Genomic DNA, 24770 nt, shown 5'->3' with positions numbered 1-24770 from the left:
GCGGGGCGGCGCATGCGCTTCCCCGCCGCGATCCGCCAACGCTCCTGCTTCCGCCGTCCGGCGCAAGCGTCTACGGACAGCATCATGACTCGACCGAGACTCCTCCTGGCCTCCGTAGCGTTCCTGGCGCTCGCCGGCTCGGCCCACGCCCAGGACAACGGGCGGGTCGATCGGCTGGAGAAGCAGGTGCGCGAACTGCGCGCCATCGTGTTCCAGGGCCGCGACACCGGCCAGGCGGTCGAAGTGAAGCTCGCCGGACCCGATCCCGCCGTGTCCGCCGTCGAGCAGAGGCTGGATGCGGTGGACGCCACCTTGCGCCAGCTGTCCGGCCAGCTCGAGGTGATGACCCACGACGCCGACGAGGCGCGCCACAGCAGCCAGGCCCTGCGCGATCAGACCGGCGAACTGCGCGGCCAGCTGAAGGACCTCAGCGATCGCGTCGGCCGGCTGGAAGCCCAGTTCGCGCCGGGCGCCGCCGCCGGCCAAATCCCGCCTCCGCCCACCGACAATTCCGTTCCGCCTCCGCCGACCGGCCCGAACGGCTCCGACGCCACCGCTGCGGCCCAGGCGGCCGATAGCGGCAGATTGGGCGGACCGTCCTCCGCGCCCGACGCCCCGCCGCCGGCCGCCGCCGCGCCTGCGGGTCCAGCCGACGTCTATCGCGCCGCCCGCGCCAGGGTGACCTCGGGCGACTACGCCGGGGCCGCCAGCGCCTTCCAGGACTATGTGACCCGCTATCCGTCGGCCAAAAACCTGTCGGAAGCCTACTACTGGATGGGCGAGAGCGACTACGCGCGGGAAGACTTCCAGGACGCGACGCCCGCCTACGCCCGCGCCCTGAAGGGCTGGCCCAAGACCGCGTGGGCCGGCGACGCCACGGTGAAGCTCGCCCGCGCGCTGGTGGAGACCAACCGCTCCACCGAAGCCTGCGCGGCGCTGGCGGAGTTCGATCACCGCTTCAGCTCCACGGCCGGTCCAGCCACCAAGGCCCGGGCCGACGGGGTGCGCGGTCGCGCCAAGTGCAGCGGCTGATCCTCCGATCGCCGTCGCTCGCCCTGACCTGACATGAGGTTGACGGCGCTCGATCTTCGGCTCGAGCGGGGCGCCGGGCGTCCGATCGCCGTCGCCCTATCCGGCGGGAGCGATTCCACCGCCCTGCTGGTGCTTGCGGCCCGTTGGGCGCGGACGAACGGCCGGCGGCTGTTGGCGCTGAGCGTCGACCACGGCCTCAATCCCGACAGCGCCCGCTGGACAGCCGAGGCCGGCGAAATCGCCGGACGGCTGGGGGCCGAGTGGCGGCCCCTGAGCTGGACGGGACCGAAGCCGCAGACGGGCCTGCCGGCCGCGGCCCGCCGTGCGCGCCATGCGCTGCTGGCGGAGGCTGCAGGGGCGGCGGGGGCGCATGTGATCCTGATGGGCCACACCGCCGACGACGTCGCCGAGTCGGACCTGATCCGCCGCGACACCCCGACCCACGGCCGCTTGGAAACCTGGGCGCCCTCGCCGGTATGGCCGGAAGGACGGGGCGTGTTCCTGCTGCGGCCCCTGCTGGCGGTGCGGCGGACGGACTTGCGGGCGTTGCTGGCGGCGGAGGGGATGGGGTGGTTGGAGGACCCCGCCAACGCCGATCCCCGCTTCGCCCGCAGCCGGGCGCGCGCGGTGTTGGCGAACGAGGTGGGGCAGGTGGACGTCGTGCCGGCGTCCGTGATCTCCATCCCGCGCCGTGCCGATGGGGCGGCGACGGCCGACGCCTTGGGGCGGGTGATGCTCTCGCGTGCGGCGTCCGTCGATGTCGTGGCCAAGGCGGTGCTTTGCACTTCGGGTCGGGAACGGCCGCCGGCGGGGGCGGCGGTGCGTCGCCTGACTGAGCGTCTGGCGCGGCACGAGACCTTCAAGACCACCCTTGGCGGCGCGCGCGTGCGGGCGACCGACGGGCAGGCCGTGATCGTGCGGGATGTGGGAGAGCGTTCGCGGGGCGGCCTTTCGTCGCTTCCCCTGACGCGATCCGAACCCGCAGTGTTCGACGGTCGCTTCGAGGTGGAGGCGACGGTGGACGGCCTGCACGTCGCGCCCTTGGCGGGCCTGGCCGCGCGCCTGCCCCCGGCGGACGCCGCGCGACTCAAGGCCTTGCCGGCGGAGGCGCGGGGTGCGCTTCCGGCCCTGGTCGCCGAGGACGGAACGGTCAGCCTGCCGGCGCCTTTCGGAAGCGGTCCGGGGCGGGCTGTGGCGCTGGCGCCGAGGCGTCTGGCGGCGGCGTGTGGGCGCATCGAGGTCGAGGTGGAGGCCGTGCGCGACGCTTTGACGTGGACCGGGTGAAACTTGGCGCCGACAGCCTCATGGCGCTGCAGCCTCGGCCACCCTATCTTGATCCCCGGAGTTTGAAGTCGTTTCCTGGCGTTAAGCCAGGCGAGGACAGGTCAGGACGAACATGAATTTGCGCAATCTGGCCATCTGGGGTGTGATCGTCGTGGTGCTGATCGCGCTGTACAGCGTGCTCAACCCCAGCGCCCACACCACGGCGGCGGGCGAGATCAGCTATTCGCAGCTGCTGCAGAAGGTCGACAGCGACCAGATCAAGGATGTGGTGATCCGCGGCGAGACCGTGCAGGCCCACGATTCCTCCGGTCGGCGCTTCACCACCACCACGCCGGGCTCGCAGGAAGACCTGCTGAAGCGGCTGGAAGGCCATAGCGCCAACATCCAGGTGCAGTCGGCCCAGCCGTCCGGGTGGATGCAGCTACTGGGCAGCCTGCTGCCGATCCTGCTGCTGATCGGGGTGTGGATATTCTTCATGCGCCAGATGCAGGGCGGCGCGCGCGGGGCTATGGGCTTCGGCAAGTCCAAGGCCAAGCTGCTGACCGAGAACAAGACCCGCGTCACCTTCGACGACGTCGCCGGCGTGGACGAGGCCAAGGACGAGCTGAACGAGATCGTCGACTTCCTGAAGGACCCGGCCAAGTTCCAGCGCCTGGGCGGCAAGATCCCCAAGGGCGCGCTGCTGGTCGGTCCTCCGGGCACCGGCAAGACCTTGCTCGCCCGCGCCGTCGCCGGCGAGGCGGGCGTGCCGTTCTTCTCGATCTCGGGTTCGGACTTCGTGGAGATGTTCGTCGGCGTCGGCGCCAGCCGCGTGCGCGACATGTTCGAGCAGGCCAAGAAGAACGCACCCTGCATCATCTTCATCGACGAGATCGACGCGGTGGGCCGCCATCGCGGCGCGGGTCTGGGCGGCGGCAACGACGAGCGGGAGCAGACCCTCAACCAGCTGCTGGTCGAGATGGACGGCTTCGAGACCAACGAAGGCATCATCCTGATCGCCGCCACCAACCGGCCCGATGTGCTCGACCCCGCCCTGCTGCGGCCGGGCCGTTTCGACCGTCAGGTCGTGGTGCCCAATCCCGACATCAACGGCCGCGAACGCATCCTGCGCGTCCACATGCGCAACGTGCCCCTGGCCGCCGACGTGGAGGTGAAGACCATCGCCCGCGGCACCCCGGGTTTCTCCGGCGCCGACCTGATGAACCTGGTCAACGAGGCCGCCCTGATGGCCGCGCGCAAGAACCGTCGCATGGTCACCCAGCGCGACTTCGAGGACGCCAAGGACAAGGTGATGATGGGCGCCGAGCGCAAGTCCATGGTCATGACCGAGGAAGAAAAGCGCATGACCGCCTATCACGAGGGCGGGCACGCCATCGTGGCGCTGAACGTCCCCTCCACCGACCCGGTGCACAAGGCCACCATCATCCCGCGCGGCCGCGCGCTGGGCATGGTCATGCAGCTGCCCGAGCGGGACAAGCTGTCGATGTCCTACGAGCAGATGACCTCGCGCCTGGCCATCCTGTTCGGCGGCCGGGTGGCCGAGGAGATCATCTTCGGCAAGGACAAGGTCACCTCCGGCGCCTCGTCCGACATCAGCCAGGCCACCAAGCTGGCCCGCGCCATGGTCACCAAGTGGGGCTTCTCCGACGAACTCGGCGTGGTCGAATACGGCGACAACCAGGAAGAGGTGTTCCTGGGCATGTCGATGGGCAACCGCCAGAGCATCTCGGAAGAGACCTCCAAGAAGATCGACGCGGAGGTCAAGCGCCTGACCCAGGGCGGCTTCGACGAGGCGCGGCGGATCATCACCGAGCGGCTGGAGGACCTGCACACCCTGGCCAAGGCCATGCTGGAGTACGAGACCCTCAGCGGTGCAGAGATCGCCGACGTGCTGAAGGGCATTCCGCCCACGCGTGAAGAAGACGAGCAGGAGCCACTGGCCGGTCCCGCCGTCTCGGTGCCCTTGACCCACGTGGATCCCGAGCCCCAGCCCGCGTGATCGCGACGTTGCGACGGCGCCCCCTGGTGATGGGGGTGTTGAACGTCACGCCGGACTCGTTTTCCGATGGCGGCCGGTTCGCCGAGCGCGACACGGCCCTGGCCCAGGCGCTGGCCCTGGTCGCGGCCGGAGCCGACATGCTCGACATCGGCGGGGAGTCCACCCGCCCCGGCGCCGCGCCGACAGCCGAGGCGGTGGAACTCGCGCGCGTGTTGCCGGTGATTACGGCGATCCGCGCCGTCAGCGACGTCCCGCTTTCCATCGACACCCGCAAGCCGGCCGTGGCGCGCGCCGCCGTGGCCGCGGGGGCAGTGATGTGGAACGACATCAGCGCCCTGACCGGCGCTCCGGACAGCCTGGCGACGGCGGCCGAGCTGAACACGCCCGTGGTGCTGATGCACATGCAGGGCGATCCCCGCACCATGCAGGACAATCCCCGCTATGCCGATCCGGTGGGCGAGGTGCTGGCCTACCTGTCGGCGCGGGCGGAGGCGGCGATGGCGGCCGGCGTGCGGCGCGAGGACATCTGGTTCGATCCCGGCATCGGCTTCGGCAAGCGGCTGCAGCACAACCTGGCCCTGCTGGCCAACCTGGATCGGCTGGCCGCGAGCGGTTTCCCGGTGTTGCTGGGGGTCAGCCGCAAGCGCACGGTGCTGCACATCGACTCCACCGCGATCGACCCGAACGACCGCATCGGCGGTTCGCTGGCGATGGCGCTGCAGGGGGCGGCGTCAGGCGTGACGGCGCTCCGGGTCCATGACGTGCGCCAGACGGTGCAGGCCCTGGCGGTGCAGGCCGCGATCGCAGCGGCTAGGGCGCCGGAGGCAGCGGGCGCCAGCGATTGAGCTCGTGCTCCAGGGCTGCGGGATCGAGCGGCTTGGTCAGGAAGCCGTCCATGCCGGCGTCCCGGCACAGCCGCCGGTCGTCCTCGAAGGCGTTGGCGGTCAGCGCCACGATGGGCGTGGCCAGCCCCGCCGCGCGCATGGCCCGCGCCGCCGCCGGGCCGTCCATTCCGGGCATGCGCATGTCGAGCAGGATCACGTCGTAGGGCGCGTCTTTCACCGCTTTGACCGCGTCCTCGCCATTGGAGACATGCACGACCGAACAGCCGTTGCGGGTCAGCAGGGCGCGCGCCAGCAGGGCGTTGACCGGATTGTCCTCCGCCAGCAGGGCGCGCAGACCGCCGAGCCGGCGTGGCGCGGCGCGTTCGTCGTGGGCGTCCTCACGCTCGGCCTGGAGGCGCTCGGTCTGGACGCGTCTGGCCTGGGCGTGAACCGCCAGGACGCGGGCGGCCAGCGACGCTCGGCGCAGCGGCTTGATCAGATATCCGGCGTAGCCCGCTGCGCGATAGGTCGCGATCCGTTCGCGATCCTCGGGCGCCAGCAGCACCAGGGCGGGCGGCGCGCCGGCGGGGTGGGGCACCGACGCGGGGATCGAGGCGCTGTCCACCAGGGCCACGTCGCAGGCCTGGGCGGCATGCTGGAAACCGCCTCCGCAGGCGGCGATCTGGGCCGTGGCGGCCTCACATACCGCCCAGGACGGCGAGACCACGCCGACGGTGAGGCCCGCCAGCGGTCGTTCGCTCCTCGGCGCGTCCATGGCCTCGAAATCGGCTTCGAACCAGAAGGAGGCGCCCTCGCCGAAGGTGCTGTCGACGCCCACGCGACCGCCAAGCGCCTCGGCCAGCCGTTGGACGATGGCCAGGCCCAAACCGGCGCCGCCGGCCTGGACGCCCGCCTCCGCCTGGACGAATTCATCGAAGATGCGGGATTTTTCGTCGGGCTTCAGACCGGGGCCGGAATCCTCGACGGTGAAGCGCAGGCGAAGCGCGCCGTCGTTGGCCGCTGTCCGCGCGGCGGTGACCAGCACCCCGCCTTCGCGAGTCAGCTTGACCGCGTTTCCAGCCAGATTGAACAGGATCTGGCGCAGACGCCCGTCGTCGGTGCGGATCGGCGGGACGTCGGCGGCCACCGCCCAGGCGATCTCCAGTCCCTGGGCGTGGGCGCGGGGGCTGAGCAGTTCGCAGACCCCCTGGAGCAGGCCCTCGACGTCGGTCTCCACCATCTCCAGTTCGACCCGACCGGACTCCAGCTTGGCCAGATCGAGCATGTCGTTGACCAGGCCGAGCAGATGTTCGCCGCAGTCGCGCAGGGTGGCGAGATAGGCGCTCTGGGTGGGGTCCAGCGAGGTGCTCGCCAGCAGACCGGCCATACCCAAGACACCATTGAGTGGCGTTCGTATCTCGTGGCTGAGAAGTGCGAAGACCTGATCGCGGGCGCGGACCACTCCTGGGTCATCGCGCAGTGCGCTGATGATTTCGCCAGACTTTGCAGAAGCTGAACCCATGGCCCAAATTGCGCCAAACCTCCTTAACAGTCTCCAAAGCGGGGCATTTTGACCACCCTAGGCTTGTAGGGGTTGCTTCGACTTGCCCCAGATTGCAAGCGGTGCAATGTGAATTGTTTATTAGGCGCGTCGAGGGGCGGACGAGCGCACGAACTAGGAGAAGAGATGGTTGAACGCGCAGACATCAACGGACCCGATCCGATCGACATCGCCGTAGGGCTGCGTCTGCGTACGCTGCGCAAGTCCCGGGGCATGTCTCAGGAACAACTCGGCCGGGCGTTGGGCATTACCTTCCAGCAGATCCAGAAGTACGAACGCGGCACCAACCGTATCTCGGCTTCCATGCTGGTGAAGTCCGCTCGCGCGCTCGCGGTGGCGCCGACGTCTTTGCTCCCGGAAGAGGGTGAACCCGCGCCCAAGTCCCCGGCCATCATGGCCCTGATCGCGCAACTGCGCGGGGCCGAGGAACTGATCGAGAGCTATTCTCGCATCAAGTCGCCTCGCCTGCGTCGGGCCCTGCTGCAAATGAGCCGTAGCCTCGCCAACGAGGAAGTCGGCAGCGCCAAGGAACCGGTGGAAGCCGCCTGACAGGCGCCTTATCGGCGGTCGCGCCCTAGATTCCCGTCGTCGTCAGAAGAGCCGTAGGGCGCTCGGCGACGAGGGAGGGGCGGCGATAGATCAAGGCTTCCGCCACGTGCGTTCGTCGCACGGCGTCGACCCCGTCCAGATCAGCGATGGTGCGAGCCAACCGCAGCGTGCGGGTCCAACCGCGCGCCGAGAGGCCGTGCGCCTCGGCGGCCTGGGCGAGCAGCGCCTTGCCAGCCTGATCCAGCGCCGTGACCCTTTCCAGGGTTTGGCCCTGGAGGCGGGCGTTCAGGGTCTCCACCCCATCGCCGGCCTCGCCGCGCTCGACTTGCATCGCCCGCGCCGCCGCGACCCTGGCCGCGGCTTCGGCCGTGCCCTCCGCGGGCGGCGGCAGCGCCAGGTCGGCGGGCGTGACGGGCGGAACCTCCACCTGTAGGTCGATGCGGTCCATCAGCGGGCCGGAAATGCGCCCCTGGTACTGGAGCTGGCATTTGGGGGCCTTGCCGCAGGCCCCGCGCCCCGCCCCGCCATGTCCGCACCGGCAGGGGTTCATCGCCCCGATCAGCTGCACCCGCGCAGGATAGCGCACATGCGCATTGGCGCGCGCCACCATCACCTCGCCGGTCTCCAGCGGCCCGCGGAGGCTATCCAGAACCTGCGGGGCGAACTCCGGCAGTTCGTCCAGGAACAGGATTCCATTGTGGGCGAGCGACACCTCGCCCGGCTTGGCGCGGACGCCGCCGCCGGTAAGGGCGGCGATGCTGGCGGAATGATGGGGCGAGCGGAACGGCCGGGCCGTGGTCAACGCGCCCTTGGCGATCAGGCCGGCGACGGAATGGACCATGGAGGTCTCGAGCAGTTCGCGCGGGGTCAGGGGCGGCAGCAGGCCTGGCAGGCGTTGGGCCAGCATGGACTTGCCCGATCCCGGCGGCCCCATGAACAGCAGGTTGTGGCCGCCGGCCGCAGCGATCTCCAGCGCCCGCTTGGCCTGTTCCTGGCCCTTGACGTCGCGCAGGTCGGCGACGGCGGCGCCCGACAACACCGGGCCGGGCTTGGGCGGGCTCAGCACCTGGGTCCCGCGGAAATGATTGATCAGCGAGATCAGCGAGCGCGGGGCCAGGATCGGGACCTCGCCGGCCCAGGCCGCCTCCGCGCCCGACGCCTCCGGACAGATCAGGCCCAGTTCCAGGGCCGAGGCGGCCATCGCGGCGGGCAGGGCGCCGGCCGTGGGGGCGATCTGGCCGTCCAGCCCCAGCTCCCCGAACGCCAGCCAGCCGTTCAGCGCGTCCGCCGGCAGGATGCCCATGCAGCCCATCAGGGCGAGCGCGATCGGCAGGTCGTAGTGGCTGCCTTCCTTGGGCAGGTCGGCGGGCGCCAGGTTGACGATCAGTCGCTTGGCCGGCAGCGCCAGGCCCAGGCCGGCGAAGGCGGCGCGCACCCGCTCGCGACTCTCCGCCACCGCCTTGTCGCCCAGGCCGACGACGATGAAGGCCACCGCGCCCGAGCTCAACTGCACCTCGACGTCGACCCGGCGCGCCTCCACGCCTTCGAACGCCACCGTCACCACCCGCGCGACCATATCCCGCCCCGAAATTCAGGTGGAGGATAAGCCGATTGCACCTCCATCTGCAAGAACGGAGGGGGAACTTAACTTCCCTAACGGATGGTTAATTTCGGAACATATCATCAACATCCGGCGCGGATGGCCTCGATGCGATCCCACATCAGGGCGGTGGCGTCCACGCCGGTGAAGCGTTTGAGCTGCTGGGCGCCGGTCGGGGAGGTGACGTTGATCTCGGTCAGGTAGTCGCCGATCACGTCGATGCCGACGAACAGCAGGCCGCGCGCCTTCAGGTCCGGTCCGATGGCGGCGCAGATCTCGCGGTCGCGCGGCGTCAGGTCCACGGCCTCGGCCCGGCCGCCGACCCGCAGGTTGGAGCGCACCTGTCCTGCCGCCGGCACCCGGTTGACCACGCCCACCGGCTCGCCGTCGACCAGCAGGATGCGCTTGTCGCCCTTCTCCACGGCGGGGAGGAAGGCCTGGCAGATCACCGGTTCGCGGCCGATGGCGAAGTGCAGCTCCAGCATGGCCTCGAGATTGGAGTCGTCGGGCTTCAGCCGCGCCACGCCCGAGCCGCCGCCGCCGTAGAGGGGCTTGAGGATCATGTCGGGATAGCGGGTGCGGAAATCGGCGATGGCGTCCAGGTCGCGCGAGACCAGGGTCGGCGGCTGTAGGCCCTCGAATTTGGTGACGAACAGCTTCTCCGGGGCGTTGCGCACCTCGACCGGGTCGTTCACCACCAGGGTCCTGGGATGGATGTGCTCCAGGATGTGGGTGGCGGTGATGTAGGCGAGGTCGAAAGGCGGGTCCTGGCGCATCAGCACCACGTCCACCTCCGACAGGTCCAGCACCTCGGGCGGCCCGAGGGTGACGTGGTCGCCGACCGTGGGCCGGACCTGCACCGGGCGGGCGCGGGCGGTGACGCGGCGGTCCTCCAGGGCCAGGTGCTCGGGCTGGTAGACCCACAGGCTATGCCCGCGTTCCTGGGCGTTCAGCGCCATCAGGAAGGTGGTGTCGCCCTCCGGGTTGGCCAGCTCGATGGGGTTCATCTGGATTGCGACCCGAAGGGCCATGGCGATCTCCCGCTGAGGGTGTGGAGCCTAACTGTCGGGCGCACCTCTAGCTCAGTTCAGCCGCCGGCGAACCCTTTCGCGCGCGTGGTCGGCGTAGCCGGCCGCGCCGCCGAGCGCCTGGGCCCGGTCGAGCGCCTCCAGGGCGCCGGCCAGCCGGCCCTGTCCCTCGCGAGCGGCGGCGATGTCGAGCCAGGGGTGATGGTCGCGGGGATGGAGCAGGGCGCGGCGCATGGCCGACCGCTCCGCCCGTTCATAGGCGCCGGCGCGCACGGCGCGGGCGAAGATCTGGTTCTGCAGCCGCAGCACCACCTGCCGATCGCTGACGGCGACCATCAAGGTGTCGAGCCGGTCGGCGACACTGGGGATCAGGCCCGCGTTCAAGGCGCGGCTGGTGAGCTCGGACGGCATGACGATGCGGCCGCCGTCATAGGGGTCCAGCGCGATCGGGCCTTCCACCGTCTCGATGCGCAGTAGGAAGTGGCCGGGAAAGTCCACGCCGCCCAGCTCCAGCCCCGCCCGGCGTCCCGCCTCCAGGTAGAGCACGCCAAGCGCGATCGACAAGCCCCGGCGCCGGTCGCAGACTGCGATCAGGTCGGCGTTGGCGGGGTCCTCCGGCGTGAACAGGTCGCCGCCCAGCCCCAGGTCGCCCCCGAGCGCCTCGCAGACGGCGTCCTCTGGCCGTTCGGACTTCAGCCGCACGCCCAACCGCTCCACCGCCTCGTCCACCAGCCGGCGCGCGGGATCGGGATCGCGGGCGCCGTCTTCGTGCAGGGCGCAGGATAACGCGGCCTCGAACATCGGGAAACTGCCATCGGGGCTGGCCCCGGCGGCGGCCAGCACCTGTTCGCTTTCTTCGCGCGTCGTCATGGTGGGCTGGACATCGCTAGGAGGCGGGCCAGCTGTCGGGCCAGGCGTTCGGGACATGACGCGGCCAGCGACCGGGCGCCAGGGCCATGAGGTCGAGCCGCACCGATAGGCCCTCGAACCCCGGTCGGCCGCACACGGCTTCGGCCGCCCGGCGCAGGCGCGCCTGCTGCACGGGCGTCACGGCCTCCATCGCCTCGGCCAGCGACCCGCGCGCCTTGACCTCCACCACCGCCAGCACGCCGCCACGCCGGGCCAGCAGGTCGATCTCGACGCCGTGGGTGCGGCTGCGGAAGGCGAGGATGCGATAGCCGCGGACCATCAGCCAAAGGGCCGCAAGGGCCTCGGCGGCGCGGCCGGTCTGGCGCGCCTTCAGCCCCCTGTTTCGGCGCAGGGCGGTGCGGCTCGCGGGCATAGGATCGCGCGTGGCCCTCATCCGTCGTTCCGCAGCGCCAGGGCGCGCTTGTACAGGGCGCGGCGGGGCAGGCCGAGCGCCTTGGCCACCTCGCCGGCGGCGTCGCCCGGCGACAGGCGCGACAGGGCCTCCGTTAAGGCGCGGTCGGCGTCGGCTTCGCTGGCGGCCTCCTCGCGGCCGGGGGCGACCACCACCACGATTTCGCCCCGAGGCGCTTCCAGGGCCGGATCGGCGACCAGCGCGTCGAGCGGGCCGCGCACGAAGGTCTCGAACTTCTTGGTCAGCTCGCGGCACACCGCCGCCTCGCGCGCGCCGAACACCGCCAGCATGTCGGTCAGGCTGTCGCGGAGCCTGGGCCCGGTCTCGTAGAACACCAGGCTGGCGCGCACCGAGGTCAGCTCCTCGAACTGGGCGCGGCGAGGGCCGGACTTGGGCGGCGGGAAGCCGGCGAACAGGAAGCGGTCGGTGGGCAGGCCGGCGCCCGCCAGCGCGCCCAGCAGGGCGGAGGCGCCGGGAATCGGGATCACCGCCGCGCCCTGCTCCAGCGCCGCCTGCACCAGCCGGTAGCCTGGATCCGACACCAGCGGCGTGCCGGCGTCCGAGACCAGGGCGATGCGGCCGCCCTCCGCCAACCGCTTCAGAATGGCGGGACGCGCCTGCTCGCCGATGTGGTCGTCATAGCGCTGCATTTTTTTGGACAGCCCATAGGCCGTCAGCAGCTTGGAGGTGACGCGGGTGTCCTCGGCCAGCACCAGATCGCAGGCGGTCAGCACGTCGAGCGCCCGGAAGGTCAGGTCGCGCAGATTGCCGATCGGGGTGGAGACCACATAGAGGCCGGGCTCGAGCGGCGCGTCCGATGGCGGCGGTGGCGCTGGCGACATGGACCGATATCAACCTCTTCCGGCCCCACAGGGAGGGCTGGGGCCAAGCGTTGGGATAGCGTCTCCCGCCGCCAGCCGCCAGCGGAGCCGGCCAGCTAAAGCGGTTGTCGGGGAAACTGGCGCCGCTCTTGCGCCGTGTCGTGGCGATGACGCACACGCCCTGCCGATATCTTGCTGGAATCACGGGCTTCAGCCGGCCGAACGGGCGAGTCGTGCCTGCGACACGCCAATCGTGCCGGGCAAAACTTGCCGTTCAAGCGGGGAGCGCCCGATGATCTCGTCGCTCGGCGGTATCCTCAACATCGCCACGAGTGGGCTGCAGGCCGCCCAGGCCGGGCTCGGCGCGGTCTCCAACAACGTCGCCAACGTCAATACGCCAGGTTACGCCCGCGAGATCGCCAACCAGTCCACCTTCAACGTCGGCGGCGCCGGCGCCGGGGTCGACGTCACCAGCATCACGCGCGTCATCAACCAGTTCCTGGAGCAGGCCGGCTACGCCGCCCAGTCGCAGAATGGTTCGGCGGCGATCGAATCCTCGACCCTCGACCAGGCCCAGAGCCTGTTCGGCGACCCGACCAGTTCGTCCTCGTTCTTCGGCCAGCTGGACAGCGTCTTCTCCGCCTTCTCGACCCTGTCCACCAGCCCGTCCAGCGCCGGCCAATCGGCGGCCGTCAGCCAGATCCAGCAGTTCCTGTCCCAGGCCCAGTCGATCACGTCGAGCCTCAACACCTTGAGCAGCCAGACGGACCAGCAGATCAGCGGCGACGTCACCACGGCCAATTCGCTGTTGAAACAGATTGGGCAGCTCAACAGCCAGATCTCCCAGGCGACCGCCAGCGGGACGGACCCCACCGGCGCCCAGAACCAGCAGAGCGCGCTGATCAACCAGCTCTCGGGCCTGATGGACATCAAGACCAGCACCAACGCCACCGGCGGGGTGAACATCGCGGCTTCGGACGGAACCCCGCTGGTCACCAACCAGACGGCGGGCAGCCTGGCCTATTCGGTCAGCGCGGGGACCGGCCAGCTGCTGGTCACGCCGGTGGGCGGGGTCGAACAGCCCATGGGCTCGCGCCTGACCAGCGGCGAGCTGAACGGGCTGCTGGATCTTCGCAACAACCAGTTGCCCGCCATCACCAGCCAGGTGTCCAACCTGGTGAGCGCCGCCGCCAATCAACTGAACGCCGTGTCCAACAGCTTCTCCGCCCAACCGCCGCCTGCCACGCTGACGGGGCGCGACACCGGCATGGACCTGCCCACCGACATCTCCGGCTTCACCGGCACGACTAACGTCGCCGTGCTGAACTCCTCGGGCGTAGTGCAGAGCCAGGTCGCCATCGATTTCGACGCCGGGACCATGAGCCTGAACGGCGGGGCCGCGGTCAGCTTCACACCGTCGACCTTCCTGACCACGCTCAACAGCCAGCTCGGCACGTCCGGTTCGGCCAGCTTCTCCAACGGGGCGCTGTCGATCTCGGCCACGGGCGGGAACGGGGTGGCGATCTCCGACGACTCGACCACGCCCAGCTCCAAGGCGGGCCAGGGCTTCTCCGACTTCTTCGGCCTGAACGACCTGGTGCAGTCCTCCAGCCCGACCGACTACAACACCGGCCTCACCCCCTCCAGCGCCAGCGGCTATCCCGCCGGCCAGACCATCACCTTCGCCCTGACCGGCTCGGACGGCTCGTTGCTGAAGAACGTGACGGTGACTACGCCGGCCGGCGGCACCATGCAGGACATGCTCAACAGCCTGAACGACCGGGCCAACGGGGTCGGGCTGTACGGTTCGTTCGCGCTCGACTCCAACGGCCAGCTCGCCTTCACGCCGAACGGCGGCTCGGGCGTGGCGCTGGCCGTGCAGAGCGACTCCACCGCCAACACCGCCACCGGCACGTCGCTCAGCCAACTGTTCGGGATCGGGGACGCCACCCGCATCGCGGCGCAGAACACCTATGCGGTGAATTCGAGCATCGCCGCCGACCCGACCAAGCTGCAAAGCGCCCAGGTGGACCTGTCGGGCGGGGTGGGGTCCACCGCCCTGGCGCAGACCGACAACTCCGCCGCCGGCGCCTTCGCCAATGCGGGCGACGTCTCCACCACCATTGGGGCCGCCCTGGGTCTGGCCGCCCAGACCGGCACCCTGTCCGACTACGCCTCGACCATCAGCCAGTCGATCGCCAGCGCGGCCACCTCCGCGTCGGACGCCGCCACCACCGCCACAGCCGTGCAGACCGAGGCCCAGACCCGCCTCAGTTCGACGGAGGGGGTCAATATCGACCAGGAGCTGGTCTCGCTGACGACTTATCAACAAGCCTATAACGCTTCCGCCCGTATGGTGCAGGCCACGCAGGACATGTTCACCACCCTGCTCGGCATGACCGGGACCTGAGGTTAGAAAACCGCCATGACAGCCGTGTCCACAGCGTCCTTGTTCCAGTCGGCGCTGCTCAACATCCAGAACAACCAGAACCAGCTGGCCAAGCTGTCCGACCAGGCGGGCAGCACCTTCGTCTCGCAGAACCTGGCGGGCTACGGCGATCAGGCCGGCCAGCTCACCGCGCTGAACTCCACCGCCTCGCGCCTGAGCAGCTACGTCAATGGGACTCAGGCCCTGTCCGACAAGCTCGACACCCAGAACACCGCTCTGACCGCGGTCAACACCGCCGCCCAGGGCGCCGTCTCGGCGATCAACGAGGCGCTGGCCAACAACAGCGCCAGCACCCTGCTGAGCACGCTCCAGTCCCAGCTCACCGCCGCATCGAGCGCGCTCAACACCCAGCTCAACGGCCAATACCTGTTCTCGGGCGGCAATGTGAACACGCCCCCGGTGGCCAACAGCACGCTGTCGAGCCTGAACACCGCCGCGGACGTGACCGCCGCGTTCCAGAACGGCCAGACCCCCTCGGTCGGGCGGATCGACGCCAACACCACGGTGCAGACCGGGGTGCTGGCCAGCAATGTCGCTTCGCCCCTGTTCTCCGCCCTACAGGCGGTCCAGGCCTTCAACGCCGGGCCCAACGGCCCGCTCACCGGCTCGCTGACTTCGGCCCAGTCGACCTTCCTGAACGGCGTGGTGGCCCAGTTCAACAGCGCGCTGGCGACCACCACCAGCGCGGTGGCCAACAACGGCGTGGTGCAGCAGCAGGTCACCACCGCCAACACCAACCTGACCGACCAGCAGACCGCGCTCACGGGCGTGATCGGCAACATCACCGACACCAACGAGGCCCAGGTCAGCAACCAGATCAACCTGGCCCAGACCGCGCTGCAGGTCTCCGCCGAGGTGTTCCAGGGCCTGCAGAGCGACTCGCTGTTGAATATCCTCACCCCGTCGACCGGCGGGTGAGCGCCCTTCGCCTCGCCATGGCCGTGCAGCGAGCCGCAGCGCCGCGCGTTCGGTGCTGATCATGTCCGGTCTCAAGGCGATCCCCAACCTGCTCACCGGCGCGCGCATCGTGCTGGCCGTCGGGGTGTTCCTGCTGCTGGCCGAGGCGGGCAGGGAGCCTGCGGCCCTGCGCGGCCTGGCGTTGTGGGCGTGCGCGGCCTTCGTGGTCGCGGCCCTGACCGACTATTTCGACGGCTGGCTGGCGCGCCGGTGGAATGCGCAATCGCCGTGGGGAACCGCGCTCGACCCGATCGCCGACAAGATCGCCGTGCTGGCGGTGGTGCTGGGCCTGCTCCTGGTGCGGCCGCGTCTGGGCCTGGCGATCCCCGGCTTCCTGATCCTGTTCCGCGAGATGTTCGTCTCCGGCCTGCGCGAGGCGGGAGCGGGCTATTCGATCAAGCTGCCGGTGACTTGGCTCGCCAAATGCAAGACCACCGTGCAGCTGATCGCCCTGTCGGTGGAGCTGCTGGCGCTGGGCCTGGCGTCCTCGCCCCTGACCCTGGCGGGAGACGTGCTGCTGTGGATCGCGGCGGCGGCGACGCTTTGGACCGGAGCCCAGTACGCCGTCGCCTTCTCCCGCGCCACCGCTGGCCGCACCCCGCAGTGAAGACGCCCGGATGAAGAAGGTTGTGGCGTCCGTCCGCACGGGCGATTATCTGCGGTAGCGGGCGAAGCCTGTCGGGCGAGGGCTTCAACATCGCCGCCCCGACGGACGGCGTCTCCCACCCGGCCCTCCTGTAAGAAGGAGCGGCGGACTCCTCGAACGACCGGACCCGAATACGTGAGCACCCCCTCGGCCCTTCTCAAGGTGATGATCGACGCCGCCCGCAAGGCCGGCCGCAAGCTGGCGCGCGACTTCGGCGAGGTGACGGAACTCCAGGTGTCCAAGAAGGGGCCCGCCGACTTCGTCTCCGCCGCCGACCTGAAGGCCGAGCAGGTGGTGTTCGAGGAACTGGCCAAGGCGCGCCCCGGCTACAACTTCCTCGGCGAGGAGCGCGGCCTGGTGGAGGGCACCGACAAGACCCACACCTGGATCGTCGACCCGCTCGACGGCACCACCAACTTCCTGCACGCCATCCCCCACTTCGCCGTCAACATCGCGCTGGAGCGGGACGGGGCGGTGGTCGCGGGGGTGACGCACAATCCGATCACCAACGACACCTTCTGGGCCGAGAAGGGCAAGGGCTGCTTCAACAACGACAAGCGCATGCGCGTCGCCGCCCGCCGTCGCCTGGACGAGAGTCTGCTGGCCACCGGCATCCCGTTCATGGGCAAGCCCGGCCACGGCCAGTTCCTCAAGGAGCTGCACCAGGTCTCAGGGCGGGTGGCCGGCGTGCGCCGGTTCGGCTCGGCCGCGCTCGACCTCGCCTGGGTCGCGGCGGGCCGCTACGACGGCTATTGGGAGCGCGACCTCAAGCCCTGGGACATCGCCGCCGGCGGCCTAATGATCCTGGAGTCCGGCGGGACCATCTCCTCGATGTCGGGCGAACGGTTCGACCCTCACGAAGGCACCCTGCTGGCCTCCAACCCCGACCTGCACCCGCAGATTCTCCAGCACCTGAAGGCGGCGGGATAGACGCGGCCAAAGATAAAGGGCGCGCCTTGCGGACGCGCCCTGAACTTATCGCTCTAGCGAAACCTTCAGCCGAAGCTCAGCCCGCCGCGCCCTCTTCGGCCGCGACGATGCGGGAGACGGCGTTGATCACCGCCCCGATCCGCAGCGCGGTCTGGACGTTGACGCTGGGCACGCCGCGCTTGCGCAGCTCTTCCTCGTGGCTGTCCAGGCACAGGCCGCAGCCGTTGATGGCCGACACCGCCGTGCACCACAGCTCGAAGTCGTCCTTCTCCACGCCCGGATTGGCGATGATGTTCATGCGCAGCTTGGCGGGCAGGGTGGAGTATTCGCGGTTCTTCATCAGGTGCAGCGAGCGGTAGTAGACATTGTTCATGCCCATGATCGCCGCCGCCGCCTTGGCTGCGGTCGCGGCCTCCTCGCTGAGAGGATTGCCGTCGTTCAGGGCCCGGATCACCGTGCCGACGCCCACCGCATAGGCCGAGGCGATGATGCAGCCCCACTTCTGCTGCTCGGTCAGCACCGTCTCGTTGGCGAGCGACGAGAGGTTGAGGCTCAGGTCCTTGGCGTAGGCCGGCAGGGCTTGGCGCAGGGTGTCGATCGACATGGCGGGTCCGTTTGCTTTTCTGATTTCGGAAGAGAGGGAGCCGGGGAACGAGGGAGGGGCGTCCCCCGGCTCTGCCGAAGCGTCGCCTTTAGGCGGCCGGCTTCAGGACGTCGCCGCCGACCTGGCGGTTGCAGGGGCACAGTTCGTCGGTCTGCAGCGCGTCGAGCACCCGCAGGGTGTCGGCGGGGTTGCGGCCCACGTTCAGGTTGGTGACGTAGACGTGCTGGATGGTGTTGTCCGGATCGACCACGAAGGTGGCGCGGAAGGCCACGCCCTCGTCCTCGTCCAGAACGCCGAGCTTGGCGGCGAACTTGCCCGACGGATCGGCGAACGACCACATCGGCAGGCGGTCCAGATCGGGGTGGTTGCGGCGCCAGGCCAGCTTCACATGCTCATTGTCGACCGAGCCGCCCATGACCACCGCGTCACGGTCCTCGAAGTCCTTGGAAAGACGGGCGAATTCCGCGATCTCGGTCGGGCAGACGAAGGTGAAGTCCTTGGGGTAGAAGAAGATGATCTTCCACTTGCCGGCGAACGACTCGTGGGTCAGCTTTTCGAACGCGGACTTGCCGCTTTCTTCGTGGGCGTTGAAGCCGGGCTTCACGCCCGTGACTTTGAAGTGCGGAATCTTTTCGCCAACGCCTAGCATGCAGGGCTCCTGGGGTTTTCGCGGCGGGGGCCGCCTGGAAATGGGATGCGGCCTTGCGCCGCGTCGTTGGGGTACGAGGCCGCGCTCCGAAAATCCAATCAATTGTTTTTGGCCTACGCATAGAGCATGCCTATATGGCCCTCATGTTCCCCACCCTGCGCCAACTCCAGTATCTCAAGCTCCTGGCCCAGCACCGCTCGTTCAGCCGGGCGGCCGAGGCGGCGTTTGTGACTCAACCCACCCTATCGGCCGGCATCCAAGAACTGGAGCGGACGCTGGGCGCGCCAGTGGTGGATCGCGCCCGCTCGGGCGTGATCCTGACCGCGGTCGGCGAGGAGACGGTGCAGCGCGCCGAGGACATCCTGGCCCGGGCCGAAGACCTGGTGCAGTCCGCCCGCATCGCCGGCCAGCCCCTGGTCGGACGGTTCCGGCTGGGCGTCATCCCCACCATCGCGCCCTTCCTGCTGCCCAAGGCGCTGCCGCTGCTGCGCGACCGTTTCCCCAAGCTGCGCCTGTTCCTGCGCGAGGACTTGACCTCCAAGCTGGCGACGGGCCTCAAGAGCGGCGCCTTGGACGCCGCCCTGATCGCCCTGCCGCACGACATCGCCGGCCTGGAGACGGCGACGGTGGGGATGGACGAACTGATGGCGGCCACCCCCGAGAACCACCCGATCTCGCGCGGCGCCACGGTCAACCCAGACGACTTGCAGGGCGAGGACGTGATCCTGCTGGAGGACGGCCATTGCCTGCGCGAGCATGCGCTCTCGGCCTGCCGGGTCGAGGGCGGCCGGATCGCCGATAACGGTTTCGCCGCCACCTCGCTGCACACCCTGGTGCAGATGGTCGGCTCGGGCCTGGGCGTCACCCTGTTGCCGGCGATGGCGGTCCAGGCGGGGCTGGCCGCCCAGGCGGCGGTGACGGTGCGTCCGTTCCGAGCCGAAGCGCCAACGCGCGAGATCGTGGTCGCCTGGCGCTCGGGGTCGAGCCGCGAGGCGGAAGCGCGCCTGTTGGCGGAGACCCTGCGGGGCGCCTGAACAAGGTTCTTGTATCTAGACATTCTTCGATATATCTAAGCGCTATCTGATAATCAGATATATCTTGAGAGGTCTAAATGCATCGACATTTTGGTTTCATGCGGGGCGGCCATCCCGCGCATCACGCCCGGCCCGAGGACGGCTGGGGCGGCTTTCGCGATCATCTCGGCGGCGGGCGTCACGGACATCCGGGTCGTCGGGGACGGGTGTTCGATCCCGGCGATCTGAAGCTGCTGATCTTGCAGCTGATTTCCGAAAAGCCCAGCCACGGTTACGAGCTGATCAAGGGCATCGAGGATCGCCTCGGCGGCGCCTATAGCCCCAGCCCCGGCGTGGTCTATCCGACCCTGACCCTGCTGGAGGAGATCGGTCTGGCCACGGTCGAATCCCAGGAGGGCGGCCGCAAGCTCTACTCGATCACGCCCGAGGGTATGGCGCACTTGGAGGCCAACCGCGCCGCGATGGATGCGGTCGGTCGGCGGATGGACGAGGCCCGCACGCGCGGCGGCGACATCCCCGCGCCGGTGCTGCGGGCGATGGAGAACCTGAAGACTGCGCTTCGCCTGAAGCTGCAGGGCGGTCCGCTGGACGCCGAACGCGCCTCGGCGCTGGCCGCCGTGCTCGACGCCGCCGCCCTGGCGGTGGAGCAGGGCTGATGGCGGTCTCCCAGGGTGTGGTCGAGACCCCCTCGGCCGCCGCTTACCTGCAGTCGCTCTCCGACCACTGGCGCCATGTCCACCGCTTCGCCATCGGCGCGGAGGGCGAGGTCAGCCTGGTGTTCATGCCCACGGTGATGTGCCGGATGTGGGTCGAGCCGGGCCGGCTGGCGTTCGCGCTGGAGACCGCCGACAGTTCGGAGATGGCGCTGGTGGAGCGGTTCGTCTCCGCCCATCTCGCCCGCGCCGCCGTCGGCGAGCCGGGGGTGCGCCTGACCTGGACGCGGATCGAACCCGCATCGGCGGACGAGCCGCCGGTCTGGGGGTCGTCCCGCTCGCTGTTCGCGGGGCTCTAGGCCTCCACCGTGGACGCCTCGACCGCGTTGCGGGTCACGGCCAGCGGCGGAAACGCCACGTAGGCGGCGATCTGCGGGTAGGCGGCGTTCATGGCGATGTCGACGCCGGTGTTAGGGATCTCGCGATCCAGCAGCGGGACGAACACCGGCTCCGGCCGCAGCGGGAAGCAACGCGCCAGCAGGGCCTGCGCCCCTTTCGGGCTGATCGTGTAGGCGGGCGTCCCCAGCGCCCGATGCAGGCGCAGCAGGGTCGGCGCGGTGCGCTCCGCCTGGAAGGCCGGGATCGAGGCGCGCAGCCTGGCCTGGTCGAAGCCCATGGCGAACGGCGTCTCGCCGAACAGCCGCCCCGCCAGCACCGAGTCGAAGTTCCAGCCCCATAGGATCAGCTCGGCCTTCGGCGCACGCTGAGCGATCTCGGCCGACATGGCCGGGAAGTCGCCGCGCAGGATGGCGTCGTCCTCGCAGATGGTCAGGGGGGTTCCGGTCTCCACGCACCGCCGCCACAGCGCCGCGTGCGACAGGGCGCAACCGAAGGCGCCGGGCGTGTAGGCGAGATCGGCATGGGCCAGGCCCGCCTCGATCAGGGCGTGGCGGTCGACGCTGCGTCCGTCCACGGCGGCGAAGCGCGCGACGGCGATGCCGGGGTTGTCCGCCTGGAAGGTGCGCCAGCGGTCGGGCGTGCGATCCAGGCTGATGACGTGGATGGGACTGGCCGCCGCCACCCTCAGTCCATCAGCTTCTGCGACAGGTAGACCATCTCCAGCGCCTGCTCATGAGCGGTCTCGCGCAGGTTGGCGCCGGCGGCGTGGCCGCCCTCGGTGTTCTCGTAATAGAGGAAGGGCAGGCCCATCGCCTCCATCTCGGCGGCGAACTTGCGCGCGTGGACCGGGCCGACGCGGTCGTCCTTGGTGGTGGTGAAGACGAACGGCTCGGGATATTTCACCCCCGTCTTCAGGTTGGCGTAGGGCGAGATCGAGGCCAGGAAGGCGCGCTGGGCCGGGTTCGACACGCTGCCGTATTCGCCGACCCACGACGCGCCGGCGGCGATCTGCTCGAAGCGCAGCATGTCCAGCAGCGGCACCTCGATGATCGCAGCGTTCCACAGCTCGGGATGCTGCTCGAACTCCACCCCCATCAGCAGGCCGCCATTGGAGCCGCCGCGGATGCCGAGCCGGCGGGGCGAGGTGATCTTGCGCGCGATCAGGTCCTGGCCCACGGCGGCGAAGTCGTCATAGGCGCGCTGGCGATGCGTGGTCAGCGCCGCCTCGTGCCAAGCGGGGCCGAACTCGCCGCCGCCCCGGATATTGGCCAGCGCGTAGGCCCCGCCCCGCTCAAGCCACAACTTGCCCAGCGTGGCGGAATAGGCCGGGGTCATCGACACCTCGAACCCGCCGTAGCCGTAGAGCAGGGTGGGCGTGGAGCCGTCGTACTTGATGTCCTTGCGATGGATCAGGAAGTAGGGGACCCGCGTCCCGTCCTTCGAGGTCGCCTCGAACTGTTCTGTGACCAGGTTGGCGGCGTCGAACTTGGGCGGCAGCGCCTTGACCTGGCGCAGCAGCCCGCTCCAGCCGTCGACCTGCCACAGCGTGGTGGGGGTGAGGAAGCTGGTGACGTCCAGGAAGGCCTGGTCGTCGTCGCTGCTGGTGCTGGCGATCGAGACGGCGGCGTTGTCGGGCAGGTCGAGGGTCCTCGAGGCCCAGCCGCCGGTCTCTGTCGGCGAGAGCACCCAGGCGCGGCCGCGCACATTGTCCAGGCCCGTGATCACCAGGCGGTTGCGGGTGGCGGAGACTTCGCTAAGCGCCTGGCGCGGGCCCGGCGCCCAGACCAGGGTGGCGACCAGGTGGTCGGGATCGGCCTCGACCGCGCCGAGGTCCAGCGACACCACCGAGCCGGCCTTGAAGGTGGTCGCGCCCGGCGTCCAGTCCTCGCGCAGGGTGACGATCAGCCGACCCGCGACCAGATCGTCGATGTCGACCTTGGGCGGCAGGGCCAACCGGCGTCCGCCATGCGGAGTGACCAGGTACTGCTCGGTCTCGAAGAAGGTGACGCCGCGGGTGATGACGATGGCGCGCCGGCCCGACCCGTCGACCAGCACGCGGGGCGTCGCGCCCACCTGGTCGGTCGGTTCGCCGCGGAAGACCTCCTGCGCCTGGCGAGGTTGCTGGCCCCGGTGCAGCACCTTGACCACGAAGGGATAGCCTGAGGCGGTCATGGTCCCCGCGCCCCAGTCGCGGGCCAGGATCAGGGTGTTCTCGTCGATCCAGTCCGCTTCCTGCTTGCTGTGCGGCAGGGCGAAGCCGCCGTCGACGAAGCGGCTGGTGGACAGGTCGAACTCGCGCAGGGTGACGGCGTCCTCGCCCCCGTCCGACAGGGCGACCATGCACAGCCGCTCATGCGGACGCTCGCAGGCCGTCCCCTTGAACACCCAGTTGGCGTTCTCGGCCTTGGCCAGCTGGTCGATGTCCAGCACCGTGCGCCATTCCGGCTCGGGCTGGGCGTAGTCGGCGACGCTCACCGCCCGCCAGAGACCGCGCACGTGATCGACGTCCTGCCAGAAGTTGTAGACTTGGCCGCTCAGGAATTCCGGTTGAGGGATGCGGTCCTTGGCCTGGGCCAGCGCCAGGGCGTCGGCGTGCAGGCCGGCGTAGCGCGGATCGCTTTCCAGCACCTTGAGCGAGCGGGTGTTCTCGGCGTTCACCCAGTCCAGCGCCCGCTTGCCGTCCACATCCTCCAACCAGAGGAAAGGATCGGTCGAGGACGCCGCTGCCGCCGCCTGTGCGACCGCCTGTCGGTGGCCTGCGAGGACAGATGAGGCGGAGACGGCCAGGATCAGGGCGAACGTCGACGGGCGCATGGACGGTCCGGGAACTGGAAGCGGATAGCGGAACATAGGGCCAAGCCGTCCGCCGTCCAGCCGCTATCCGCCTCCGAACACGTCCAAGCTTCAGGCCGCCTTCGCGCGCCGCGCCGCTTCCCCGACGAAGGCGAACATCTCCGGCGTGATCGGCAGCCGCGGCGCGGCCGTGGGATCGGCCATGGCGTCGCGCCACAGGGCGGCGGACTTGGCGTTCAGGACCGGATCGCCGCCGGTGAACTGGTCCACCAGGGCCTGCCAACGGCGGGCGAGGTCCATGGCCTCGGGCGAACCGGGGTCGTTCACGGTCATCAGCCGGCGCGCCTCGGCGATCAACACGCGCCAGGCGGCGCCCTGATCCTCGCCGTCGGTCCCCAGGTCCTGCTTGCGGGTCCGAACCTCGGCCTGTTCTTCCGGCGTATAGTGTTTGTCCACCAGCGGCTCGAAGATCTCGCGCCACGCCTCATTGCTCAGTTCGTTGTTCATCGTCGTCTCCCGCGTCAGCCTGGTCAGGTCGTCAAGGGAGAGGGTCCCGCCGGCCGCCAGCCGCCGCCGCGCCTGGGACAGGAGCGTCAGGCCATGCTCGGCTTCCGCCTTGCGCGCTTGCAGAGCCCCCTCCTGGACGGCGAGGACGTGGTCCAGCTCCGCCAGGCGGCCTTGCAGCACCTCGGCGATACGCGCCAGCGACAGGCCCAGCCGTTTCAGGGCCAGCACCTGGTGCAGACGCGCAATCTGTTGGGGGCCGTAGGTGCGCCAGCCCGCGCTAGTGCGCACGGGTTGGAGCAGGCCGCGCCGCTCGTAGACCCGTAAGGCCCGCACGGTCACGCCAAGGCGTGCGGCGGTCTCGGCGGGACTGAGGAAGCGGTCGGCGGTCACGCGGGGTCCTTTCTCTCGACCCCGCGGAAGATCAGGCCGGACCCTGGGTCCGGCGCAAGTCCGAAATCGCGATCAGAGACCGGGCAGCTTGAAGTGCTTCTTGGCCGGGGCGCGCTGGATGATCACCTCCTTGTTCCCGGTCAGGGCGGCGATGGTCTTCTGGGTCACGGCGGGGTCGATCGGGGAGGGGGTGTCGGCGGCGTTGGTGGCGTCGGCGGCCGCGGCGCTCTGCGACTGGCCCTTGCGCCAGAACATGACCCGGTCGGCGAACGGCTTTTCCTTGTGGGCGATGTCGCCGTACTGGTCGTCGACCACGTAGCGGATCAGCGGGTCGGCCTTGGCGGCGCCGGCCTTGTTGGCGAGCAGCACCTCGCCCTCGCTGCGGTTGATGGCTTCGCGCTGGCCGAGCAGGGCCTGGCGCGCCTGGCTCTCGGGCTGCAGCTCCTGCGGGCGCGGCTCGCCGGGCGTGGGCGGACGCAGGGCGTATTCTGGCGGCACCACCAGGGGCGCCTTGGTCACGACGCGGAACTCATCGGGCGCCAGCTTGGCGTTGCTGATGGCGCCGCTGACGGTGTGGCAGCCCGAAAGCGCCAGACCGGCGGCCATCAGACCCGCCGCCGTCGCTCCGGCTCGGACGCGCAATACGCGGCTGGAAACCATGACTTACTCCGTAGCCGCTCCCGGCTATTTGAATGGCCGATACAATACTCCGAGGCCCGAGCAAAGGCACGCGGCGACGC

24 protein-coding genes are annotated in these 24770 nt (G+C 69.8%); 12 read left to right on the top strand and 12 right to left on the bottom strand.

Going from position 1 to position 24770, the window contains the following annotated elements; genetic code table 11:
* Window positions 1-84 precede the first annotated feature (84 nt).
* The 4 genes from GSQ87_RS16170 to folP all read left to right on the top strand — a co-directional run bounded on the left by GSQ87_RS16170 (window position 85) and on the right by folP (window position 5160).
* Complete coding sequence (locus GSQ87_RS16170; RefSeq protein ID WP_158916365.1) at window positions 85-1032, top strand: tetratricopeptide repeat protein; 948 nt, start codon at window positions 85-87, stop codon at window positions 1030-1032.
* A gap of 33 nt (window positions 1033-1065) precedes the next feature.
* Window positions 1066-2316 (top strand): tRNA lysidine(34) synthetase TilS, encoded by a 1251-nt coding sequence (tilS, locus tag GSQ87_RS16165; protein ID WP_158916364.1) that lies wholly within the window; start codon window positions 1066-1068, stop codon window positions 2314-2316.
* A 112-nt stretch (window positions 2317-2428) separates the two neighbouring features.
* Window positions 2429-4315, top strand: coding sequence for an ATP-dependent zinc metalloprotease FtsH (gene ftsH / locus GSQ87_RS16160; protein ID WP_158916363.1), 1887 nt, complete (start codon window positions 2429-2431; stop codon window positions 4313-4315).
* Window positions 4316-4344: 29 nt separating this feature from the next.
* The gene (folP, locus tag GSQ87_RS16155) at window positions 4345-5160 is read left to right on the top strand and encodes a dihydropteroate synthase (RefSeq protein ID WP_158917790.1); all 816 of its coding nucleotides are present in this window, start codon (window positions 4345-4347) and stop codon (window positions 5158-5160) included.
* Here folP and GSQ87_RS16150 read toward each other — a convergent pair.
* Complete coding sequence (locus GSQ87_RS16150) at window positions 5126-6661, bottom strand: response regulator (RefSeq protein WP_254063025.1); 1536 nt, start codon at window positions 6659-6661, stop codon at window positions 5126-5128. The genes folP and GSQ87_RS16150 overlap by 35 nt on opposite strands.
* 165 nt (window positions 6662-6826) lie before the next feature.
* Between GSQ87_RS16150 and GSQ87_RS16145 the strand changes: the two genes are divergently transcribed.
* A complete protein-coding gene (locus tag GSQ87_RS16145; protein ID WP_158916361.1) occupies window positions 6827-7249 on the top strand; it encodes a helix-turn-helix domain-containing protein in 423 nt (140 codons plus the stop codon).
* Between the two features lie 25 nt (window positions 7250-7274).
* Here the strand turns inward: GSQ87_RS16145 and GSQ87_RS16140 are convergent, their stop codons facing one another.
* From GSQ87_RS16140 to rsmI, 5 genes are all read right to left on the bottom strand, one after another.
* Window positions 7275-8825, bottom strand: coding sequence for a YifB family Mg chelatase-like AAA ATPase (locus tag GSQ87_RS16140; protein WP_158916360.1), 1551 nt, complete (start codon window positions 8823-8825; stop codon window positions 7275-7277).
* A 107-nt stretch (window positions 8826-8932) separates the two neighbouring features.
* A complete protein-coding gene (gene gshB, locus GSQ87_RS16135; protein ID WP_158916359.1) occupies window positions 8933-9880 on the bottom strand; it encodes a glutathione synthase in 948 nt (315 codons plus the stop codon).
* A gap of 51 nt (window positions 9881-9931) precedes the next feature.
* Complete coding sequence (locus GSQ87_RS16130; RefSeq protein WP_158916358.1) at window positions 9932-10747, bottom strand: transglutaminase family protein; 816 nt, start codon at window positions 10745-10747, stop codon at window positions 9932-9934.
* 16 nt (window positions 10748-10763) lie between these two features.
* Complete coding sequence (locus tag GSQ87_RS16125) at window positions 10764-11180, bottom strand: YraN family protein (RefSeq protein ID WP_158916357.1); 417 nt, start codon at window positions 11178-11180, stop codon at window positions 10764-10766.
* Entirely contained in the window at window positions 11177-12040 is an 864-nt protein-coding gene (gene rsmI / locus GSQ87_RS16120) for a 16S rRNA (cytidine(1402)-2'-O)-methyltransferase (RefSeq protein ID WP_158916356.1), read from the bottom strand. Before rsmI ends, GSQ87_RS16125 begins: the two co-directional genes overlap by 4 nt.
* Window positions 12041-12311: 271 nt before the next feature.
* On the opposite strand from rsmI, the gene flgK reads away from it, so the two are divergent.
* The 4 genes from flgK (at window position 12312) to GSQ87_RS16100 (ending at window position 17001) form a co-directional block, all read left to right on the top strand.
* On the top strand, window positions 12312-14429 hold the full coding sequence (flgK, locus tag GSQ87_RS16115) for a flagellar hook-associated protein FlgK (RefSeq protein WP_158916355.1): 2118 nt from the start codon (window positions 12312-12314) through the stop codon (window positions 14427-14429).
* 15 nt (window positions 14430-14444) lie between these two features.
* Complete coding sequence (locus GSQ87_RS16110) at window positions 14445-15386, top strand: hypothetical protein (RefSeq protein ID WP_158916354.1); 942 nt, start codon at window positions 14445-14447, stop codon at window positions 15384-15386.
* A gap of 61 nt (window positions 15387-15447) precedes the next feature.
* Window positions 15448-16032 (top strand): CDP-diacylglycerol--glycerol-3-phosphate 3-phosphatidyltransferase, encoded by a 585-nt coding sequence (pgsA, locus tag GSQ87_RS16105; RefSeq protein ID WP_158916353.1) that lies wholly within the window; start codon window positions 15448-15450, stop codon window positions 16030-16032.
* A gap of 174 nt (window positions 16033-16206) precedes the next feature.
* On the top strand, window positions 16207-17001 hold the full coding sequence (locus GSQ87_RS16100; protein ID WP_174241454.1) for an inositol monophosphatase family protein: 795 nt from the start codon (window positions 16207-16209) through the stop codon (window positions 16999-17001).
* 76 nt (window positions 17002-17077) lie between these two features.
* On the opposite strand, the gene GSQ87_RS16095 is transcribed toward GSQ87_RS16100, so the two are convergent.
* Both GSQ87_RS16095 and GSQ87_RS16090 read right to left on the bottom strand, forming a co-directional pair.
* The gene (locus GSQ87_RS16095) at window positions 17078-17605 is read right to left on the bottom strand and encodes a carboxymuconolactone decarboxylase family protein (RefSeq protein WP_158916352.1); all 528 of its coding nucleotides are present in this window, start codon (window positions 17603-17605) and stop codon (window positions 17078-17080) included.
* Window positions 17606-17693: 88 nt separating this feature from the next.
* Window positions 17694-18254, bottom strand: a complete 561-nt coding sequence (locus GSQ87_RS16090) for a peroxiredoxin (protein WP_158916351.1) — start codon at window positions 18252-18254, stop codon at window positions 17694-17696.
* Between the two features lie 143 nt (window positions 18255-18397).
* On the opposite strand from GSQ87_RS16090, the gene GSQ87_RS16085 reads away from it, so the two are divergent.
* The 3 genes from GSQ87_RS16085 to GSQ87_RS16075 all read left to right on the top strand — a co-directional run bounded on the left by GSQ87_RS16085 (window position 18398) and on the right by GSQ87_RS16075 (window position 20300).
* Window positions 18398-19288, top strand: a complete 891-nt coding sequence (locus tag GSQ87_RS16085; RefSeq protein WP_158917786.1) for a hydrogen peroxide-inducible genes activator — start codon at window positions 18398-18400, stop codon at window positions 19286-19288.
* A gap of 77 nt (window positions 19289-19365) precedes the next feature.
* On the top strand, window positions 19366-19944 hold the full coding sequence (locus GSQ87_RS16080) for a PadR family transcriptional regulator (RefSeq protein ID WP_254063024.1): 579 nt from the start codon (window positions 19366-19368) through the stop codon (window positions 19942-19944).
* Window positions 19944-20300, top strand: a complete 357-nt coding sequence (locus tag GSQ87_RS16075; protein ID WP_158916350.1) for a DUF2218 domain-containing protein — start codon at window positions 19944-19946, stop codon at window positions 20298-20300. Before GSQ87_RS16080 ends, GSQ87_RS16075 begins: the two co-directional genes overlap by 1 nt.
* Here GSQ87_RS16075 and GSQ87_RS16070 read toward each other — a convergent pair.
* The 4 genes from GSQ87_RS16070 to GSQ87_RS16055 all read right to left on the bottom strand — a co-directional run bounded on the left by GSQ87_RS16070 (window position 20297) and on the right by GSQ87_RS16055 (window position 24690).
* Entirely contained in the window at window positions 20297-21022 is a 726-nt protein-coding gene (locus GSQ87_RS16070) for a glycosyltransferase family 25 protein (RefSeq protein ID WP_158916349.1), read from the bottom strand. The genes GSQ87_RS16075 and GSQ87_RS16070 overlap by 4 nt on opposite strands.
* A gap of 2 nt (window positions 21023-21024) precedes the next feature.
* A complete protein-coding gene (locus GSQ87_RS16065) occupies window positions 21025-23154 on the bottom strand; it encodes a prolyl oligopeptidase family protein (protein WP_158916348.1) in 2130 nt (709 codons plus the stop codon).
* A 90-nt stretch (window positions 23155-23244) separates the two neighbouring features.
* On the bottom strand, window positions 23245-24030 hold the full coding sequence (locus tag GSQ87_RS16060) for a MerR family transcriptional regulator (protein WP_158916347.1): 786 nt from the start codon (window positions 24028-24030) through the stop codon (window positions 23245-23247).
* A 72-nt stretch (window positions 24031-24102) separates the two neighbouring features.
* Complete coding sequence (locus tag GSQ87_RS16055; protein ID WP_158916346.1) at window positions 24103-24690, bottom strand: DUF3035 domain-containing protein; 588 nt, start codon at window positions 24688-24690, stop codon at window positions 24103-24105.
* Between the last annotated feature and the right edge of the window lie 80 nt (window positions 24691-24770).

The sequence above is a fragment of the Caulobacter sp. S45 genome (assembly GCF_009765965.1).
In the GTDB taxonomy this organism is placed as follows: domain Bacteria; phylum Pseudomonadota; class Alphaproteobacteria; order Caulobacterales; family Caulobacteraceae; genus CAHJWH01.
The sequence above is the reverse complement of the archived record's forward strand: the minus strand, read 5'-3'. Positions and strand labels throughout refer to the sequence as shown.

What these genes read in the sequence shown, in the direction of transcription:
- GSQ87_RS16170 (WP_158916365.1), top strand. Translation starts at nt 85, where the DNA reads ATGACTCGACCGAGACTCCTCCTGGCCTCCGTAGCGTTCCTGGCGCTC.
- tilS (WP_158916364.1), top strand. Translation starts at nt 1,066, where the DNA reads ATGAGGTTGACGGCGCTCGATCTTCGGCTCGAGCGGGGCGCCGGGCGT.
- ftsH (WP_158916363.1), top strand. Translation starts at nt 2,429, where the DNA reads ATGAATTTGCGCAATCTGGCCATCTGGGGTGTGATCGTCGTGGTGCTG.
- folP (WP_158917790.1), top strand. Translation starts at nt 4,345, where the DNA reads ATGGGGGTGTTGAACGTCACGCCGGACTCGTTTTCCGATGGCGGCCGG.
- GSQ87_RS16150 (WP_254063025.1), bottom strand. Translation starts at nt 6,661, where the DNA reads ATGGGTTCAGCTTCTGCAAAGTCTGGCGAAATCATCAGCGCACTGCGC.
- GSQ87_RS16145 (WP_158916361.1), top strand. Translation starts at nt 6,827, where the DNA reads ATGGTTGAACGCGCAGACATCAACGGACCCGATCCGATCGACATCGCC.
- GSQ87_RS16140 (WP_158916360.1), bottom strand. Translation starts at nt 8,825, where the DNA reads ATGGTCGCGCGGGTGGTGACGGTGGCGTTCGAAGGCGTGGAGGCGCGC.
- gshB (WP_158916359.1), bottom strand. Translation starts at nt 9,880, where the DNA reads ATGGCCCTTCGGGTCGCAATCCAGATGAACCCCATCGAGCTGGCCAAC.
- GSQ87_RS16130 (WP_158916358.1), bottom strand. Translation starts at nt 10,747, where the DNA reads ATGACGACGCGCGAAGAAAGCGAACAGGTGCTGGCCGCCGCCGGGGCC.
- GSQ87_RS16125 (WP_158916357.1), bottom strand. Translation starts at nt 11,180, where the DNA reads ATGAGGGCCACGCGCGATCCTATGCCCGCGAGCCGCACCGCCCTGCGC.
- rsmI (WP_158916356.1), bottom strand. Translation starts at nt 12,040, where the DNA reads ATGTCGCCAGCGCCACCGCCGCCATCGGACGCGCCGCTCGAGCCCGGC.
- flgK (WP_158916355.1), top strand. Translation starts at nt 12,312, where the DNA reads ATGATCTCGTCGCTCGGCGGTATCCTCAACATCGCCACGAGTGGGCTG.
- GSQ87_RS16110 (WP_158916354.1), top strand. Translation starts at nt 14,445, where the DNA reads ATGACAGCCGTGTCCACAGCGTCCTTGTTCCAGTCGGCGCTGCTCAAC.
- pgsA (WP_158916353.1), top strand. Translation starts at nt 15,448, where the DNA reads ATGTCCGGTCTCAAGGCGATCCCCAACCTGCTCACCGGCGCGCGCATC.
- GSQ87_RS16095 (WP_158916352.1), bottom strand. Translation starts at nt 17,605, where the DNA reads ATGTCGATCGACACCCTGCGCCAAGCCCTGCCGGCCTACGCCAAGGAC.
- GSQ87_RS16090 (WP_158916351.1), bottom strand. Translation starts at nt 18,254, where the DNA reads ATGCTAGGCGTTGGCGAAAAGATTCCGCACTTCAAAGTCACGGGCGTG.
- GSQ87_RS16085 (WP_158917786.1), top strand. Translation starts at nt 18,398, where the DNA reads ATGTTCCCCACCCTGCGCCAACTCCAGTATCTCAAGCTCCTGGCCCAG.
- GSQ87_RS16080 (WP_254063024.1), top strand. Translation starts at nt 19,366, where the DNA reads ATGCATCGACATTTTGGTTTCATGCGGGGCGGCCATCCCGCGCATCAC.
- GSQ87_RS16075 (WP_158916350.1), top strand. Translation starts at nt 19,944, where the DNA reads ATGGCGGTCTCCCAGGGTGTGGTCGAGACCCCCTCGGCCGCCGCTTAC.
- GSQ87_RS16065 (WP_158916348.1), bottom strand. Translation starts at nt 23,154, where the DNA reads ATGCGCCCGTCGACGTTCGCCCTGATCCTGGCCGTCTCCGCCTCATCT.
- GSQ87_RS16055 (WP_158916346.1), bottom strand. Translation starts at nt 24,690, where the DNA reads ATGGTTTCCAGCCGCGTATTGCGCGTCCGAGCCGGAGCGACGGCGGCG.